The following is a 15,407-nucleotide window of genomic DNA, read 5'->3' as shown; positions in this document are numbered from 1 at the left end:
ACAATGCCCGCAGGTAGCATTCTCGTTGCTGATGACGACACCGCCATTCGCACGGTTCTCAATCAGGCACTTTCCCGCGCCGGCTATGAAGTCAGGCTCACCGGCAACGCCGCCACGCTGTGGCGCTGGGTCAGCCAGGGGGAGGGCGATCTCGTCATCACCGACGTGGTGATGCCGGACGAAAACGCCTTCGACCTGTTGCCGCGGATCAAGAAGATGCGGCCGAACCTGCCCGTCATCGTCATGAGCGCGCAAAACACCTTCATGACCGCGATCCGCGCCTCCGAGCGCGGCGCCTACGAATATCTGCCCAAGCCTTTCGACCTGAAGGAGCTGATCGCCATCGTCGGCCGTGCGCTGGCCGAGCCGAAGGAACGGGTCTCGACGCCGGACGAGGACGCCGAGATGGAGGCGATCCCGCTGGTCGGCCGCTCGCCGGCGATGCAGGAAATCTACCGCGTGCTGGCGCGGCTGATGCAGACCGACCTCACCGTGATGATCACGGGCGAGTCCGGCACCGGCAAGGAGCTGGTAGCGCGCGCGCTGCACGATTACGGCAAGCGCCGCAACGGCCCGTTCGTCGCCGTCAACATGGCCGCAATCCCGCGCGACCTCATCGAATCCGAGCTGTTCGGCCACGAGCGTGGCGCCTTCACCGGTGCCAACACCCGCGCCTCCGGCCGGTTCGAGCAGGCCGAGGGCGGCACGCTGTTCCTGGACGAGATCGGCGACATGCCGATGGAGGCGCAGACGCGATTGCTGCGCGTGCTCCAGCAGGGTGAATACACCACCGTGGGCGGCCGCACCCCGATCAAGACCGACGTGCGCATCGTCGCGGCCTCGAACAAGGATCTGCGCGTCCTGATCCAGCAGGGTCTGTTCCGCGAAGATCTGTTCTTCCGCCTCAACGTCGTGCCGCTGCGTCTGCCGCCCTTGCGCGAGCGCATCGAGGACCTGCCGGATCTGGTGCGGCACTTCTTCACGCTGGCCGAAAAGGACGGCCTGCCGCCGAAGAAGCTGGATGCCCTGGCGCTGGAACGGATGAAGCAGCACCGCTGGCCCGGCAACGTGCGTGAGCTCGAAAACCTCGCCCGGCGCCTCGCCGCGCTCTATCCGCAGGACGTGATCACCGCCTCCGTCATCGACGGCGAGCTGGCCCCGCCGTCGGTCAGTCCGGGGGCTGCGGTCCAGCAGGGCGTCGACAATCTCGGCGGCGCGGTAGAGGCGTATCTCTCCTCGCACTTCCAGGGCTTTCCGAACGGCATGCCGCCGCCCGGCTTGTATCACCGCATCCTCAAGGAGATCGAGGTCCCGCTGCTCACGGCCGCGCTCGCGGCGACCCGCGGCAACCAGATCCGCGCCGCGGACCTGCTCGGCCTCAACCGCAACACGCTGCGCAAGAAGATCCGGGACCTCGATATCCAGGTCTACCGGAGCGGGGGCTAAAGCATGATCCGGAAAAGTGCGAAGCGGTTTTCCGGAAAGATCATGCGTAAACAACAACCTAAAGCGCGATGACTATTCATCCAAATCTCATCGCGCTTTAGTCTTCGCGACAAACGCTGGACGCGTTTGCGCGGAGGTGGCTCAGCTCCCCCTACCACAGCGGAGCTGAGCCTGTCCGGATCGCGCTGGCCGTTGTGGCTGGCGCGGTGAGCAGAAGTCCGGATCGGGCCGGAATGTTCCGCAGGAACGTTCGAATAGTTATGCGGCCGCTGAGCGCAGTTGTCGCCGCTATCTGATCAGGCGCGCGACGACCGGCTGCATATTGGCCATCTCCGCCGTGTGGTCCTGCCTGGCCGGGCCATTGACCAGCAAATCGGCGGCCACGATCAGCAGCAGAACGGCCGACACCATGATTGCGAGAAAGAACCTATCCATGCCGGTCAAGCCGGAAGGGCGGCAATCCGTTCCGGCCAGCTCGAGCATGATCCGGAAAAGTGCGTAGCGGTTTTCCGAAAAGATCATGCTCAAACAATAGCCTAAAGCGCGATGGTAATTCACCTTCATGCCATCGCGCTTTAGCACAGGCCTGTGGATGCGCCGGCCCGCCACGGCTGAGACGCCGCGGAATTGTCGCAATTCGGCAACAATGTGGTACGAATACATCAGTATCCGCCCCGCCGCGGACCCCCGTTTTCAGCACCATTGCCGGAATGATCAGCGCAGAGACCTCGGCCGCACACTTCGACACGGCCCCACCGGAAGAGCCGCGGCGTTGGTCGGTACGGCGCTGGCTGGCCCCGCTGGCCGTGGCCATGGCGCTGCTGTCGGCCCTGCTGACCTTCCTGGTCCTGACCGGCCTCACTCAGATCGAGCCGACGCCGGAGGTGGTCCGCTCATTCTACCTGATCAATGCCGCCACCATCCTGTTCCTGGTCGGCATCATCGTCCGGGAACTCTGGCAGTTGATCCTGGCGCGACGCCGCGGACGGGCGGCGGCACGCCTCCATGTCCAGATCGTCAGCCTGTTCTCGATCGTGGCGGTGCTGCCGGCGGTGCTGGTCGCCGTCGTCGCCAATGTCACCATCGAGCGCGGCCTCGACCGGCTGTTCTCCGGCCCGACCAAGGAGGTGATCCAGAATTCGCTGACGATCGCGCGGGCCTACATGCAGGACCACGCGCAACTGATCCGCGGCGACATTATCGGCATGGCCAACGACATCGCCCATGCGCGGCCGCTCTATGACCAGGATCGCCGCTCGTTCCGCGAGCTGCTGACCGCGAGTGCCGGCTCCCGCAATCTGCCGGGCGCGATGATCATCGACAAGAACACCAACATCCTGGAATCCGCCGACACCGGCATGCGGCTGGCTTATTCGCCGCCGGCCCCGGACTTCCTCAGCAATGTCAACGAATCCGAGCCCGAGATTGCGGTGCTGCCGGATGCGAGCTTCGTCGCGGCGGTGATCCGCCTGCGCGCCTTCAACGACACCTTCCTCTACGTCGCGCGGCCGCTTGATCCCAATGTGGTGGCCCAGCTCAAGCAGACCGAGGTCAGCGTCGCCGAATACGCCCAGATCGAGTCGCGGCGGCTCGGCATCCAGGTCGCCTTTGCGCTGATGTTCGCGGTGATCGCGCTGACGATTCTGATGGCCTCGGTGCTGATCGGCCTCAACTTCGCCAACTCGCTGGTCTCGCCGATCCGGCGGCTGATGAACGCGGCCCACAGGGTCTCGACCGGCGACCTGCATGTCCAGGTGCCGGTGCACCAGTCGGAGGGCGACCTCGCGCAGCTCGGGGAGACCTTCAACAAGATGACGCAGGAGTTGCGCAGCCAGCGCGACGAGCTCGTCAACGCCAGCGACCTCATCGACAGCCGCCGCCGCTTCATCGAGGCCGTGCTGTCCTCGGCGAGCGCCGGCATCATTGGCGTCGATACCTCCGGCAGCGTCGGCATCCTCAACCGCTCCGCTGAGAAGCTGATCGGGCACTCCGAAGCGGAGACGCTCGGCCATCCGCTCTCCGACGTGCTGCCCGAGCTCGACGAGATGATGAAGACGGCGCGGGAAGGGACCCAGCGCCTGGTGCAGGGCCAGATCACGATCACCCGCGACGGCACCGAGCGCAATCTCTCGGTCCGCGTCAGCGCCGAGAAGAACCAGCCGCACGACAGCTACATCATCACGCTCGACGACATCACCGAGCTGGTCTCGGCGCAGCGCACCTCGGCCTGGGGCGACGTGGCGCGCCGCATCGCCCACGAGATCAAGAACCCGCTGACGCCGATTCAGCTGTCGGCCGAGCGCATCCGCCGCAAGTTCGGCAAGACCATCACAGAAGACAAGGACAAGCAGATCTTCGACCAGTGCACCGACACCATCGTGCGCCAGGTCGACGACATTAGGCGCATGGTCGACGAGTTCTCGCGCTTCGCGCGGATGCCGAAACCGGTGATGGAAGGCGAGGACGTCGCCGACACCGTGCGGCAGGCGGTGTTCCTGATGAAGGTCGCCCATCCCGAGCTCGATATCGAGGCCGAGTTCAAGGAAGACCCGCTGCGCGCCCAGTTCGACCGGCGGCTGATCTCGCAGGCGGTCACCAACATCGTGAAGAACGCCACCGAGGCGATCGAGCAGGTCCCGCCGGAGGAGCTCGGCAAGGACGGCGGAAAGGGTCGTATCGACGTCGTGGTCTCGCGCGAGGGCGCGGACGTGCTGATCGACGTCATCGACAACGGCATCGGCCTGCCCAAGGTCGCGCGCTCGCGGCTGCTTGAACCCTACGTGACCACGCGCGCCAAAGGCACCGGCCTTGGCCTTGCCATCGTCGGACGCGTGCTGGAGGACCATGGCGGGCGCATCGAATTGAAGGACGCCTCCGACTTCCGCGAGGGCCAGCGTGGCGCGTGGATGCGCCTGCGCTTTGCGATCTCCGGCCAGCCCGCGAAGTCCGAAGCAGCCGAGGCCGCACCGGCGGGCAAGGACGTTGCCAGTGAGCCGGCCAGCGCCGCTGTCAAGGACCAGGCGCAAGAAACAAAACGACCGTCGGCCCAAACCAAAGAGCCGGCAGAAAAGACCAATGATTCAACGAAAATCGAAGCCTCAACAGGCAGCTGAGAAGACAGGCGCGACCCATGGCTAGTGAAATTCTGATTGTCGATGATGAGGCCGATATTCGGGATCTCGTTGCGGGCATTCTCGAAGACGAGGGGTTCGTCACAAGGACCGCGCGCGACAGCGATACGGCGCTCGCCGAGATCGCCAACCGCAGGCCGCACCTGGTGTTCCTCGACATCTGGCTCCAGGGCTCCAAGCTCGACGGCTTGCAGCTGCTGGAGCAGGTCAAGAAGGACAACGCCGATCTGCCGGTCGTGATGATCTCCGGCCACGGCAACATCGAGACCGCGGTTGCCGCGATCAAGCGCGGAGCCTACGACTTCATCGAGAAGCCTTTCAAGGCCGACCGGCTGATCCTGGTCGCAACCCGTGCGCTGGAGAATTCGCGGCTCAAGCGCGAGGTCAAGGAGCTGAAGCAGCTCGCGCCGAGCGCAAGCTCGCTCGTCGGCCGCTCGCCGAGCATGAACCAGCTGCGCCAGACCATCGAGCGCGCGGCCAAGGCCAACAGCCGCATCCTGATCGTCGGACCCGCCGGCGCCGGCAAGGAGCTGACCGCGCGCACGCTGCACACCGCCTCGGGCCGCGCCGATGGTCCCTTCGTCGTCATCAACGCCGCCGCGATCACGCCCGAGCGCATGGAGCACGAACTGTTCGGCGTCGAGCAGTCCAATGGCGAGCAGCCGCGCAAGCCCGGCGCACTCGAAGAGGCCCATGGCGGCACGCTGTTCATCGACGAGATCGCGGACATGCCGCGCGAGACCCAGAACAAGATCCTTCGCGTCCTGGTCGAGCAGTCGTTCCAGCGCGTCGGCGGCACCGCCAAGGTGCAGGTCGACGTGCGCATCATCTCCTCGACCGCACGCAATCTCGAGGAGGAGATCGCGGCCGGCCATTTCCGCGAGGACCTCTATCATCGCCTCTCGGTGGTGCCGATCCGCGTGCCCGCGCTGTCGGAGCGGCGCGAGGACATCCCGGAGTTGATCGACTATTTCATGGAGCAGATCTCGGCCGGCAGCGGCCTGCCCAAGCGGCAGATCGGACAGGACGCGATGGCGGTGCTGCAATCGCATGTCTGGCCCGGCAATGTGCGCCAGCTCCGCAACAACGTTGAGAGGGTCATGATTCTGGCCGCGGGCGGCCCTGAGGTGATCATCACCGCCGACATGCTGCCGCAGGACGTCGGCTCCATGGTACCGGCGATGCCGACCAGCAACAATGGCGAGCACATCATGGGCCTGCCGCTGCGCGAGGCGCGCGAAGTGTTCGAGCGCGACTATTTGATTGCACAGATCAGCCGTTTTTCAGGAAATATTTCTCGTACGGCCGAGTTCGTTGGCATGGAACGGTCGGCTTTGCACCGGAAGTTGAAGGCGCTCGGCGTCGGCTGACGATGCGGGATACTGGTCAGCATACAGAGGGCGCGTCAAAAGCAGGAATCCAGCGCCTCCCTTCAGTTTCTGTCGGGAATGGCTCTGGTGGCGCGACGTTGCGGCCACACCTTAGAGATTAGCGAGGAAAATCATCTATTTCCGTAGTTTTTCGGAGAAAACGGACGGGGTCTGCCGCGTGAAGCGGCTTGCCTAATAACCCGTCCTGCCCTCTAATCGAACCGCTGTTCCTCCGAGGGGGATCTCATGAGGAGCGGCAACCGGATGAGACCCCATATTTTGAAAAGCGGGGCGCAACCGGCGCAATAAAAAGAAACTCAAAGCGAGAAAAAAACAATGGCGGCAGACCGCGCACAAAACCTACAGGACACCTTCCTTAATCACGTTCGCAAAACGAAGACGCCACTGACGATCTTTCTGGTCAACGGAGTGAAGCTCCAGGGCATCGTGACCTGGTTCGACAATTTCTGTTTGCTGCTTCGGCGCGACGGTCATTCGCAGCTCGTCTACAAGCATGCGATCTCGACCATCATGCCGGGCGCTCCGATTCAGTTGTTCGAAGGCGGTGAGGATCAGCCGGCTTGAGAGTGATCTGATTGGAACCCCGGAATTTCGACGGGGATGCCGACCGTCCGCGGTCGGCAGGGGCTAAGCAGACGGGGCGGGTGCTTGTCATTGGCCCCTACTTGCGAGCGCGCGCGGGAAGTGCCGACGCGCAATCGGAAAGCCATGTCCTTCCTAATCATGTTCAGCGTGACGCCGAGGCCCGGCTCGACGAAGCCGCGGGCCTCGCGCGCGCGATCGACCTCGTCATTGCCGACGCCATCATCGCGCCGATCAGCCAGATCCGGCCCGCGACCTATATCGGCAAGGGCAAGGTCGAGGAGATCGCCGCGCTGGCCAAGAGCCTCGACGTCGAGCTCGTGGTGATGGATTGCGCATTGGCGCCGATCCAGCAGCGCAATCTCGAGAAGGAATTGCACGCCAAGGTGCTCGACCGCACCGGGCTGATCCTCGAAATCTTCGGCCGCCGTGCCAAGACCAAGGAGGGCGCGCTCCAGGTCGAGCTGGCGCATCTCAACTACCAGCGCTCGCGCCTGGTGCGGTCCTGGACCCATCTGGAGCGCCAGCGCGGCGGCTTCGGATTCATGGGCGGCCCCGGCGAGACCCAGATCGAGGCCGACCGCCGCCTGATCCAGGAGCGCATCACCAAGCTCGAAAGCGAGCTGAAGAAGGTACAAGCCACGCGGCGACTGCACCGCGCCGGCCGCCAGCGCGTGCCGTACCGCGTGGTCGCCCTGGTCGGCTACACCAATGCTGGCAAGTCGACGCTGTTCAACCGCCTGACCCGCGCCGACGTGCAAGCCGCGGACATGCTGTTCGCCACGCTCGATCCAACCTTGCGCGCGCTCAACCTGCCGCATGGCGGCAAGGCGATGCTGTCCGACACCGTCGGCTTCATCTCCAATTTGCCGACCCAGCTCGTCGCCGCCTTCCGCGCAACGCTGGAGGAGGTGCTGGAGGCCGACGTCATCCTGCATGTGCGCGACATCTCGCACGAGGACGCCGAGGCCCAGCAGAGCGACGTCGACGCCGTGCTGCGCCAGCTCGGCATCAACCCTGATGACTCCGGCCGCATCATCGAGGTCTGGAACAAGATCGATCGTTACGATCCCGAGCAGCGCGAGGAGCTTCTGAACATCGCCGCGCGCAGGCCGGAGGATCATCCGGCGATGCTGGTCTCCGCGGTGTCGGGCGAGGGCATCGATGCACTACTCGCCGCAATCGAAGAGCGCCTTGCCGCCAAGCGCACCACGCTCGATCTCTCCATCGACGCCGCCGACGGCGCCGGCATCTCGTGGCTGCACCGCAATTCCGAGGTGCTGGCGAAGGAGCTGCATGACGGCCGCTTCGACATGACCGTACGGGTGGACGAGACCAAGCGGGATATCGTGGTGAACCGGTTCGACGCCGTGCCGCGTCTGTCGGCGTAATCCGCAGTCGTCCCGGACAAGCGTAGCCCTCGTAGGGTGGGCAAAGGCGCGCGAGCGCCGTGCCCACCATGTCTCTCCTCCGCATGAGTTCGATGTCGTGGGCAAGCTTCGCCTTGCCCACCCTACGAATTGGCCTTCGCCGGGACGACAGCTGAGCTAACGGCGCGCTTCCTTGCGCCGCTCTGACGCCGGCTTCTCGTCACCCTTCGCTGAATTCCACAGCGCGTCCATCTCTTCCAGCGACGCCTGCTCCAGCGTGCGTCCCTGCGCCTCCAGCGCCCGCTCGATGAACGCAAACCGCCGCTCGAACTTCGCGTTGGTCGCGCGCAGCGCGGCTTCCGGATCGGCATCGACGTGGCGGGCGAGGTTGACGAGGGCGAACATCAAATCGCCGGTCTCTTCGGCGATCTCCTGCTTGTCGTTGCGATCGAGCGCGGCTTCGATCTCGTCGGCTTCCTCGCGGATCTTTTGCAAGACCGCGCGCGGATCGTTCCAGTCGAAGCCGACGGTGGAGGCCTTGCGCTGAAGCTCCATCGCGCGGGTCAGCGCCGGCTGGCCGGCCTTCACGCCCGACAGCAGCGATTTGTGCGGCGGCACGTCTTCCGGCGGCCTTCGCGCTGCGCGCTCGGCTTTCTCCTCGGCCTTGATGCGGTCCCAGATTTCCTTGACGTGGTGCGGGGCGAGATTGCCCTCCTTGTCGGCGAAGACATGGGGATGGCGCCGGATCATCTTTCGCGTGATGGCCTCGACGACGTCGCCGAACGCAAAGGCATTCTGCTCCGACGCCATCTGGGCGTGGAACACGACCTGGAGCAGGAGATCACCGAGCTCCTCTCTGAGATCATCGAGATCACCGCGGGTGATGGCGTCGACCACCTCATAGGCTTCCTCGATCGTGTAGGGCGCGATCGTCGAAAAATCCTGTTCGAGGTCCCAGGGGCACCCGGTCACCGGCGTGCGGAGCGCCGCCATGATCTCGATCAGGCGGGAAATGTCGCGGGAAGGGGTCATTGCGGGCCGTTCTCCTGGGTCCAGAGACTTATGCCAAAAGCGGGCCGCCGTTCCCAGCGCGGCGCGGCGAAACAGGCCGATTTCCACCGATTGGCGGGCCGCGCGCGCAATGCTAAAGCGCGGGCCATGAGTGACGCATTTTCATCACAAACCGCGCTCGTGCTGTTCTCCGGCGGCCAGGATTCCACCACCTGTCTCGCCTGGGCGCTGAGCCGCTTCGCGCGCGTCGAGACGCTCGGCTTCGAGTACGGCCAGCGCCACGCCATTGAGCTTGCCTGCCGCGACCGTCTGCTCGACGGTCTCAAGGGCCTGCGCGCGGACTGGGCCGCTAAGCTCGGCAAGAGCCATACGCTGTCGATCCCGACCCTGGCGGCCGTGTCCGAAACCGCGCTGACGCGCGACGTCGCGATCGCGATGGGCGCCGACGGCCTGCCCAACACCTTCGTGCCCGGCCGCAATCTGGTGTTCCTGACGTTTGCCGCGGCGCTGGCCTACCGGCGCGGCATCACTGACATCGTCGGCGGCATGTGCGAGACCGACTATTCCGGCTATCCCGATTGCCGCGACAACACCATCCGCGCCATGCAGGCCGCGCTCTCACTCGGCATGGCCCGCAAGTTCGAGCTGCACACGCCGCTGATGTGGATCGACAAGGCCGCGACCTGGAAGCTGGCGCACGATCTCGGCGGCGCGGGGCTGGTCGACCTCATCCGCGAGCAGTCCCACACCTGCTATCTCGGCGAACGCGGCGCGCAGCATGATTGGGGTTTTGGGTGCGGCGAGTGCCCGGCGTGCAGCCTGCGGGCGAAGGGGTGGCGGGAGTTTGCGGCGGGGCGGTAGTTCCGCCGTCATTGCGAGGAGCGAAGCGACGAAGCAATCCAGACTGCCGCCGCGGAGGGATTCTGGATTGCTTCGCTGCGCTCGCAATGACGGGTGAGGCAACTACCCCGCAAAATCCTCCGGCCGCAGCTCGATCGGCTTGCCGTGTGGCGTGCGGTCCGCCGCGTGGTCCCAGGCGTCGCGATAGCGATGGAGGGTCTCCATCGACGCCACGCCCTTGCGCGCGACGAGGCCTTCCAGTGTGGCGAGCCAGTGCAGATAGTAGGTCTCGCCCGTATCAGGGTCGCCGGCGGCCTGCGCGCGCTTGATCTCGTCGGCGAGCGCTGCGGCCCATTCGGGCCAGGTGAACACGCCGCGCTCGTGGAGGGTCAATGCCATCGCGAAGGCATGCGCCTCCCAGGGTGCGCGGAACACCGGACCGTCGTCATCGCGCGGGATGCTCGGGATTGCCGCCGTCGCGGCGACAGCAGCGGTGCTGCTCATCACGCCGGATCCAGATAGGGCTCGAACGCGTCGATCGAGACCTTCAGCGTCGGATCGCCGTCTGCGCCCCAGAGATCGTTGCCGTCGAACACCACGGTGTAGAGCCATTGCGGATTCTCGCCGAGCTCCATCGCCGCCGAGTCCGGAAACACGTGGCAGCCGTGGTTGAGCTCGACGACACCGACATGGCCGCGGACATAGCGCGGCAGCCGTGTGTGCGTGGTCGGATGGATGTTCTTCGCGCGGACGCGATCGCCGATCTTGAATTTCGCCGGCGCCGGGGCAGGGCGGGCGAACTTGCCGCGCACCATCACGCGCTCGACATTGGCGAGATCGAACTTGCCGTGCTTGAGCGCCTTTCCGGGCTGCATGGCGTGACCGGCAGCGACCTCCTCCCGCGTCAGGTAGCCCTTCTCGATCAGCATCTCCTCGAGGCCCAAAAACCATTTCTTGTAGTAGGAGCTCGACAGATACACATGCGGCGGCAGCGTCTCGCGGTAGAAGCGCGAGGTGTCGATGTTGAAGGCACCGGCTGCGCCCATCGCGCGCACCATGGCCAACACGCGCGACTCCCATTCCTCATGAAACATCGGCTCGTTCGGCTCGGGCTCGACCTTGCCGAAGCCGTCCATGCCGCCCATGTCGTGGACGCCGTTCACGACGGCGCTCCGGGCTTGCTCGGAAAGCCGGTGCCGATCATGGAATCGCGGGTCACGAGTTCAGCGAGCTGTTCCTCGCTCCAGCCCTCGGTACCCTCGGGCCGCATCGGCAGCACCAGGAAGCGCGTCTCGGCCGTGGAGTCCCAGACACGGATCTCCATGTCCTTTGGCAGGCCGACGCCGAAATCGGCGAGCACGCCGCGCGGGTCCTTCACGGCACGCGAGCGGTAGGGCGCGGCCTTGTACCAGACCGGCGGCAGCCCCAGCATTTCCCAGGGATAGCAGGAGCACAGCGTGCACACGACCATGTTGTGGCGCGCGGGCGTGTTCTCGACCACGACGAGATGATCGCCGACGCGGCTGACATGGCCGAGCGTGCCGATCGCCTTGCTGCCGTCCTCCAGCAGCGCCTGCTTGAACGCCGGATCGGTCCAGGCCTTGGCGACGACGCGCGCGCCATTATGCGGACCGATCTTGGTCTCATAGGCCTGGATGATCGCATCGAGCGCGGCCGGCTCGACATAGCCCTTTTCGGTCAGGATCGTCTCGAGCGCGCGCACGCGCAGCTCGGTCTCGGACAGCTCCGAATGATCGTGATCGTGGTGATGATGGTGGTCGTGATTTTGGCTCATGAGCCGAAGATAGGCGCAATGGTCCCCGGCTGTCGAGCCGTCGTTGCGGCGCAATCCGCCCACGTGTTCGTGACGCCGCTTTGCGCGACGACGAGCAGAGCCGGAAACGGCCATTGTCGCCCCACGGCGTCTGCCGTATACGGCCTTGAGGGGACAATGACGGCCCGGCCAACGGTCCGCATCATGCAACGATGATCGAGGGGAGGGCCCATGGCCGCTGGCTCGCAGGCGCCTGAAGCAAAAGGGTTTCGCTGGAGGCTGGTCGCGCCGCTCGTGGTGTGGCTGGCGATCTATCTGTGGCCGGTGCCGTCAGGGCTCAACGCCAATCAGTGGCACTATTTCGCCGTGTTCGCCGCCGTCATCACCGGGCTCATCCTGGAATCGATGCCGGTCGGCGCAGTCGGCTTTATCGGCCTCACGGTGGCGGGCGTTGCCGGCTATATCGATCCCGATCCCGGCAAGTCGCTGCGCTGGATGCTGGCGGGCTTCGCCGAGAGCACGGTGTGGCTGATCGTCGGCGCGTTCGTGTTCTCGATCGGCTATCGCAAGAGCCAGCTCGGCCGCCGCATCGCGCTGGTGCTGGTGCAGCGGCTCGGCCGCAACACGCTCGGCCTCGGCTATGCGGTCGCGATGTCGGACTTCCTGCTCGCGCCGGCGACGCCCTCCAACACCGCGCGCAGCGGCGGCATCGTCTATCCCATCATCAGCAACATCCCGCGCATCTACGGCTCCGAGCCCGGGCCGACCGCCGGAAAGATCGGCACCTATGTGATGTGGACCGCGTTCGCGGCAACCGCGATCACCAGCTCGCTGTTCTTCACTGCACTCGCGCCCAATGCCGCCGCGCTCGCCATCGCCAAGAAAACCGCCGGGGTCGAGGTGAGCTGGGCGCAGTGGTTCATCGGCTTTGCGCCGCTCGGCCTCCTGCTGATGATCGTGGTGCCGCTGCTCAGCTACGTGGTGTGTCGCCCCGAAGTGAAGCGCAGCCCGGAGATCTCCGAATGGGCGGCGAAGGAGCTCGCCGAGATGGGACCGATGTCGCGCAACGAATGGATCATGCTGGCGCTGATCCTGCTCGCGATGTTCCTGTGGATCGCGGGCTCGAGCCCCGACATCCACGTTCCCGGGATCGGCTCGAACTTCGTCAACGCCACCACCGTCGTGTTCATCGTGATCTCCCTGATGCTGGTGACGGGCGTGATCGAGTTTGCCGACATCGTCAGCGAGAAGAGCGCCTGGGAGGTGTTCTTCTATTTCACCTCGCTCCTGACGCTGGCCTCGGGCCTCAACGAGATCGGCTTCATCAAATGGTTCGCGACCGAATACGCAAAACCGCTCGCGGGGCTGTCGCCGTCGACCGCGATGATCCTCCTGGTCGCGCTGTTCTTCTGGATCCACTATTTCTTCTCGAGCATCACCTCGCATGCCGCCGCCGTGCTGCCGGTGGTGCTCGCGGTCGGCTCCGGCATTCCCGGCCTGCCGGTCGTGACGCTCGCCATGCTCTGCATGTATTCGCTCGGCCTGATGGGCGTGATCTCGCCTTACGCGACGGGGCCGGCCCCGATGTATTTCGGCAGCGGCTATATCGGGAAGGGCCAGTTCTGGGGCTTTGGCCTGATCTTCGGGCTGCTCTATTTCGCGGGGCTTCTATTGATCGTGTTGCCGTGGCTGCAGGTCTGATGAGCCGGCTTGGCGGCCGCAGCCCCGGCAGATGAATTTTCTCCGCCGGGGAGGATTCTAGAAAATTTCCTCTAACTCCCCGCAAATATCTGACATTGCAAGCAGGAGCCGAACGGGCAATGGTGCGTGCTGCGGTGCAGCGTGTTTCTTCCCAGCGCTGGCTCGCGGTTCCATTTCTCGTCGCTCGCTGCGACCCGGCTTGCCGCACGTCTGAACGGCCTGCGAGCAAGCGAATTATTGTGCATGAAGGCCACTTCCATGAATGCCCACCAATCGCTTGCGATCGGACAACCGATCGCGCCGCCCGAAGCGATTTCATCCGCCGCCGCGCCGGACGCAATGGTCCGCTTCGAAGGTATCTCGAAGACCTATCCGGCCTATCGCGGTAAGCCCGGCGTCAACGCGCTGCGCGACATCGACTTCGCGATCCCGCGCGGCTCCATTACCGGCGTGATCGGCCGCTCTGGTGCGGGCAAATCGAGCCTGGTGCGGCTCATCAACGGGCTGGAGAAGCCGACCACGGGCCGCGTCATCGTCGACAACAGGGACATCTCCGCGCTGGCCGGGCGCGAGCTGCGGCTGGCGCAGCGCTCGATCGGGATGATCTTCCAGCACTTCAACCTGCTGTCGTCGCGCACCGCAGCCGACAACATCGCGCTGCCGCTCGAGATCGCCGGCTGGGCCAAGGCCGACATCAAGGCCCGCATCACTGACCTGCTCGCTCTCGTCGGCATCGCCGACAAGCACGATCGTTATCCCTCAGAACTCTCCGGCGGCCAGAAGCAGCGCGTCGGCATTGCCCGCGCGCTGGCGACGCGGCCGGACGTGCTCTTGTCGGACGAGGCGACCTCGGCGCTGGATCCACAGACCACACGCGCCATCCTCGACCTGCTTGCGAACATCAACCGCGAGCTCGGGGTGACCATCGTGCTGATCACCCACGAGATGTCCGTGGTGCGCCAGCTCGCCAAGGAAGTCGTGGTGCTCGATGCCGGCCACGTCGTCGAGCGCGGCCATGTCGCCGACATCTTCACCCGTCCAAAACATCCGATCACGCAGTCCTTCCTCGCCGAGGTGATCGGCGACAGTCTGCCGGTCTCGCTGGCGAGCCGGATCGTGGCGGAGCCGTCTGCCGGCGGGCAGGCCGTGATCCGCGTCCAGGTGCGCGGGGCAGGGGCCGGCGACACGCTGGTGGCGCGGCTTGCGCGCGAACTCGGCCTCGACGTGGCGCTGCTGTCGGCCCGCATCGACGAGATCGGCGGCCAGCATGTGGGCGCGCTGACATTAGGTATTCCCGGTGGCGAGGACGCGGTCGCGCGGACGCTCGCCTGGCTCTCTCAACATCAATTCGCAGCGGAGCGTCTCGGCTATGTCGCCTGAACTCCTCAACCTGATCCTCCAGGCCACCTTCGAGAGCCTGTACATGGTCGGCATCGCGGCGCTGCTCGGCACCGTCTTCGGCCTGCCGCTCGGCGTTTTTCTCGCGACCAGCCGGAAGGGCGAGCTGTTCGCCGCGCCCCTGGTCAACCGCGTGCTCGGCATCATCGTCAACGCGACGCGCTCGACGCCCTTCATCATCCTTGTGGTCGCGATCATCCCGTTCACACGACTCATTGCCGGCACTTCGATCGGCTCGACCGCGGCCATCGTGCCGCTGACCATCGCATCCGCACCTTTCATCGCGCGCCTCGTGGAAGGCGCGATCCGCGAGGTCGACGGCGGCCTGATCGAGACCGCATCCTCGTTCGGCGCATCGCCGATCCAGATCGTGCTCAAGGTGCTGATCCCCGAAGCGCTGCCGGGCCTGCTGCTGGCACTGACCCTCGCCGTGGTCAGCCTGCTCGGCTACTCCGCCATGGTCGGCGCGGTCGGCGGCGGCGGACTTGGCGATCTCGGCATCCGCTACGGCTACCAGCGCTTCATGCCGGAGATGATGCTCGCCGTCGTCGTCGTGCTGATCGCGCTGGTGCAGCTGGTGCAGAGCGCAGGCGATTATCTCGCGCGCCGGGTCAACCGCCGGCTGCGGCATCGCTGACGCATTACGATATCGGGACGTGCCGTCGCAAGGGTAGGGCGCGCCGGAAGCGGCGTTTCCGCTCCTGCGGATGAACCTTCGCACCCGGCACCGGCACAAAGACGGGAGATCGCGCCCAGTCGTCCG

The 15,407-nt window shown here is 65.3% G+C and carries 14 protein-coding genes; 9 read left to right on the top strand and 5 right to left on the bottom strand.

From position 1 onward, the window contains the following. The first annotated feature begins 3 nt into the window (after positions 1–3). Positions 4–1,446: a nitrogen regulation protein NR(I) gene (ntrC, locus tag AAFG16_RS26190; protein ID WP_283079273.1), complete on the top strand. Its 1,443-nt coding sequence runs from the start codon at positions 4–6 to the stop codon at positions 1,444–1,446. 288 nt (positions 1,447–1,734) lie between these two features. On the opposite strand, the gene AAFG16_RS26185 is transcribed toward ntrC, so the two are convergent. After that, entirely contained in the window at positions 1,735–2,109 is a 375-nt protein-coding gene (locus tag AAFG16_RS26185) for a histidine kinase (protein WP_342729971.1), read from the bottom strand. 47 nt (positions 2,110–2,156) lie between these two features. Between AAFG16_RS26185 and AAFG16_RS26180 the strand changes: the two genes are divergently transcribed. The 4 genes from AAFG16_RS26180 to hflX all read left to right on the top strand — a co-directional run bounded on the left by AAFG16_RS26180 (position 2,157) and on the right by hflX (position 7,941). Then, positions 2,157–4,559 (top strand): PAS domain-containing sensor histidine kinase, encoded by a 2,403-nt coding sequence (locus AAFG16_RS26180; protein WP_342729969.1) that lies wholly within the window; start codon positions 2,157–2,159, stop codon positions 4,557–4,559. A gap of 17 nt (positions 4,560–4,576) precedes the next feature. Continuing rightward, complete coding sequence (locus tag AAFG16_RS26175) at positions 4,577–5,947, top strand: sigma-54 dependent transcriptional regulator (protein ID WP_342729967.1); 1,371 nt, start codon at positions 4,577–4,579, stop codon at positions 5,945–5,947. 336 nt (positions 5,948–6,283) lie between these two features. Next, entirely contained in the window at positions 6,284–6,532 is a 249-nt protein-coding gene (hfq, locus tag AAFG16_RS26170; protein ID WP_007591126.1) for an RNA chaperone Hfq, read from the top strand. An 11-nt stretch (positions 6,533–6,543) separates the two neighbouring features. Further along, complete coding sequence (gene hflX, locus AAFG16_RS26165; protein ID WP_342729965.1) at positions 6,544–7,941, top strand: GTPase HflX; 1,398 nt, start codon at positions 6,544–6,546, stop codon at positions 7,939–7,941. A 156-nt stretch (positions 7,942–8,097) separates the two neighbouring features. Here the strand turns inward: hflX and mazG are convergent, their stop codons facing one another. Then, a complete protein-coding gene (gene mazG / locus AAFG16_RS26160) occupies positions 8,098–8,952 on the bottom strand; it encodes a nucleoside triphosphate pyrophosphohydrolase (RefSeq protein WP_342729963.1) in 855 nt (284 codons plus the stop codon). A 126-nt stretch (positions 8,953–9,078) separates the two neighbouring features. Between mazG and queC the strand changes: the two genes are divergently transcribed. Next, positions 9,079–9,792, top strand: a complete 714-nt coding sequence (gene queC, locus AAFG16_RS26155) for a 7-cyano-7-deazaguanine synthase QueC (RefSeq protein WP_342729961.1) — start codon at positions 9,079–9,081, stop codon at positions 9,790–9,792. 102 nt (positions 9,793–9,894) lie between these two features. Here the strand turns inward: queC and AAFG16_RS26150 are convergent, their stop codons facing one another. The 3 genes from AAFG16_RS26150 to nthA are packed head-to-tail and all read right to left on the bottom strand — an operon-like array spanning position 9,895 to position 11,566. Then, positions 9,895–10,275, bottom strand: a complete 381-nt coding sequence (locus AAFG16_RS26150) for a nitrile hydratase accessory protein (RefSeq protein ID WP_283079264.1) — start codon at positions 10,273–10,275, stop codon at positions 9,895–9,897. Beyond that, positions 10,275–10,934, bottom strand: coding sequence for a nitrile hydratase subunit beta (nthB, locus tag AAFG16_RS26145; protein WP_342729959.1), 660 nt, complete (start codon positions 10,932–10,934; stop codon positions 10,275–10,277). The genes AAFG16_RS26150 and nthB overlap by 1 nt, the downstream gene beginning before the upstream one ends. Next, complete coding sequence (nthA, locus tag AAFG16_RS26140) at positions 10,931–11,566, bottom strand: nitrile hydratase subunit alpha (RefSeq protein ID WP_283079262.1); 636 nt, start codon at positions 11,564–11,566, stop codon at positions 10,931–10,933. Before nthA ends, nthB begins: the two co-directional genes overlap by 4 nt. Before the next feature lie 210 nt (positions 11,567–11,776). Between nthA and AAFG16_RS26135 the strand changes: the two genes are divergently transcribed. The 3 genes from AAFG16_RS26135 to AAFG16_RS26125 all read left to right on the top strand — a co-directional run bounded on the left by AAFG16_RS26135 (position 11,777) and on the right by AAFG16_RS26125 (position 15,281). After that, positions 11,777–13,246 (top strand): DASS family sodium-coupled anion symporter, encoded by a 1,470-nt coding sequence (locus AAFG16_RS26135; RefSeq protein WP_283079261.1) that lies wholly within the window; start codon positions 11,777–11,779, stop codon positions 13,244–13,246. A 243-nt stretch (positions 13,247–13,489) separates the two neighbouring features. Beyond that, positions 13,490–14,626, top strand: a complete 1,137-nt coding sequence (locus AAFG16_RS26130; RefSeq protein ID WP_342729956.1) for a methionine ABC transporter ATP-binding protein — start codon at positions 13,490–13,492, stop codon at positions 14,624–14,626. Then, positions 14,616–15,281: a methionine ABC transporter permease gene (locus AAFG16_RS26125; RefSeq protein WP_342729954.1), complete on the top strand. Its 666-nt coding sequence runs from the start codon at positions 14,616–14,618 to the stop codon at positions 15,279–15,281. Before AAFG16_RS26130 ends, AAFG16_RS26125 begins: the two co-directional genes overlap by 11 nt. Positions 15,282–15,407 lie beyond the last annotated feature (126 nt).

This window comes from Bradyrhizobium sp. B117 (assembly GCF_038969555.1).
Taxonomy (GTDB): Bacteria; Pseudomonadota; Alphaproteobacteria; order Rhizobiales; family Xanthobacteraceae; genus Bradyrhizobium.
Note: the sequence above shows the minus strand (reverse complement) of the source record. Positions and strands in the feature narration are given on the sequence as shown.

Bases quoted from the DNA above. Each gene is read 5' to 3' on its own strand.
- ntrC (WP_283079273.1), top strand. From the start codon at position 4: ATGCCCGCAGGTAGCATTCTCGTTGCTGATGACGACACCGCCATTCGC.
- nthA (WP_283079262.1), bottom strand. From the start codon at position 11,566: ATGAGCCAAAATCACGACCACCATCATCACCACGATCACGATCATTCG.
- AAFG16_RS26175 (WP_342729967.1), top strand. From the start codon at position 4,577: ATGGCTAGTGAAATTCTGATTGTCGATGATGAGGCCGATATTCGGGAT.
- AAFG16_RS26130 (WP_342729956.1), top strand. From the start codon at position 13,490: ATGAAGGCCACTTCCATGAATGCCCACCAATCGCTTGCGATCGGACAA.
- queC (WP_342729961.1), top strand. From the start codon at position 9,079: ATGAGTGACGCATTTTCATCACAAACCGCGCTCGTGCTGTTCTCCGGC.
- hfq (WP_007591126.1), top strand. From the start codon at position 6,284: ATGGCGGCAGACCGCGCACAAAACCTACAGGACACCTTCCTTAATCAC.
- AAFG16_RS26185 (WP_342729971.1), bottom strand. From the start codon at position 2,109: ATGTATTCGTACCACATTGTTGCCGAATTGCGACAATTCCGCGGCGTC.
- mazG (WP_342729963.1), bottom strand. From the start codon at position 8,952: ATGACCCCTTCCCGCGACATTTCCCGCCTGATCGAGATCATGGCGGCG.
- AAFG16_RS26180 (WP_342729969.1), top strand. From the start codon at position 2,157: ATGATCAGCGCAGAGACCTCGGCCGCACACTTCGACACGGCCCCACCG.
- AAFG16_RS26150 (WP_283079264.1), bottom strand. From the start codon at position 10,275: ATGAGCAGCACCGCTGCTGTCGCCGCGACGGCGGCAATCCCGAGCATC.
- AAFG16_RS26125 (WP_342729954.1), top strand. From the start codon at position 14,616: ATGTCGCCTGAACTCCTCAACCTGATCCTCCAGGCCACCTTCGAGAGC.
- AAFG16_RS26135 (WP_283079261.1), top strand. From the start codon at position 11,777: ATGGCCGCTGGCTCGCAGGCGCCTGAAGCAAAAGGGTTTCGCTGGAGG.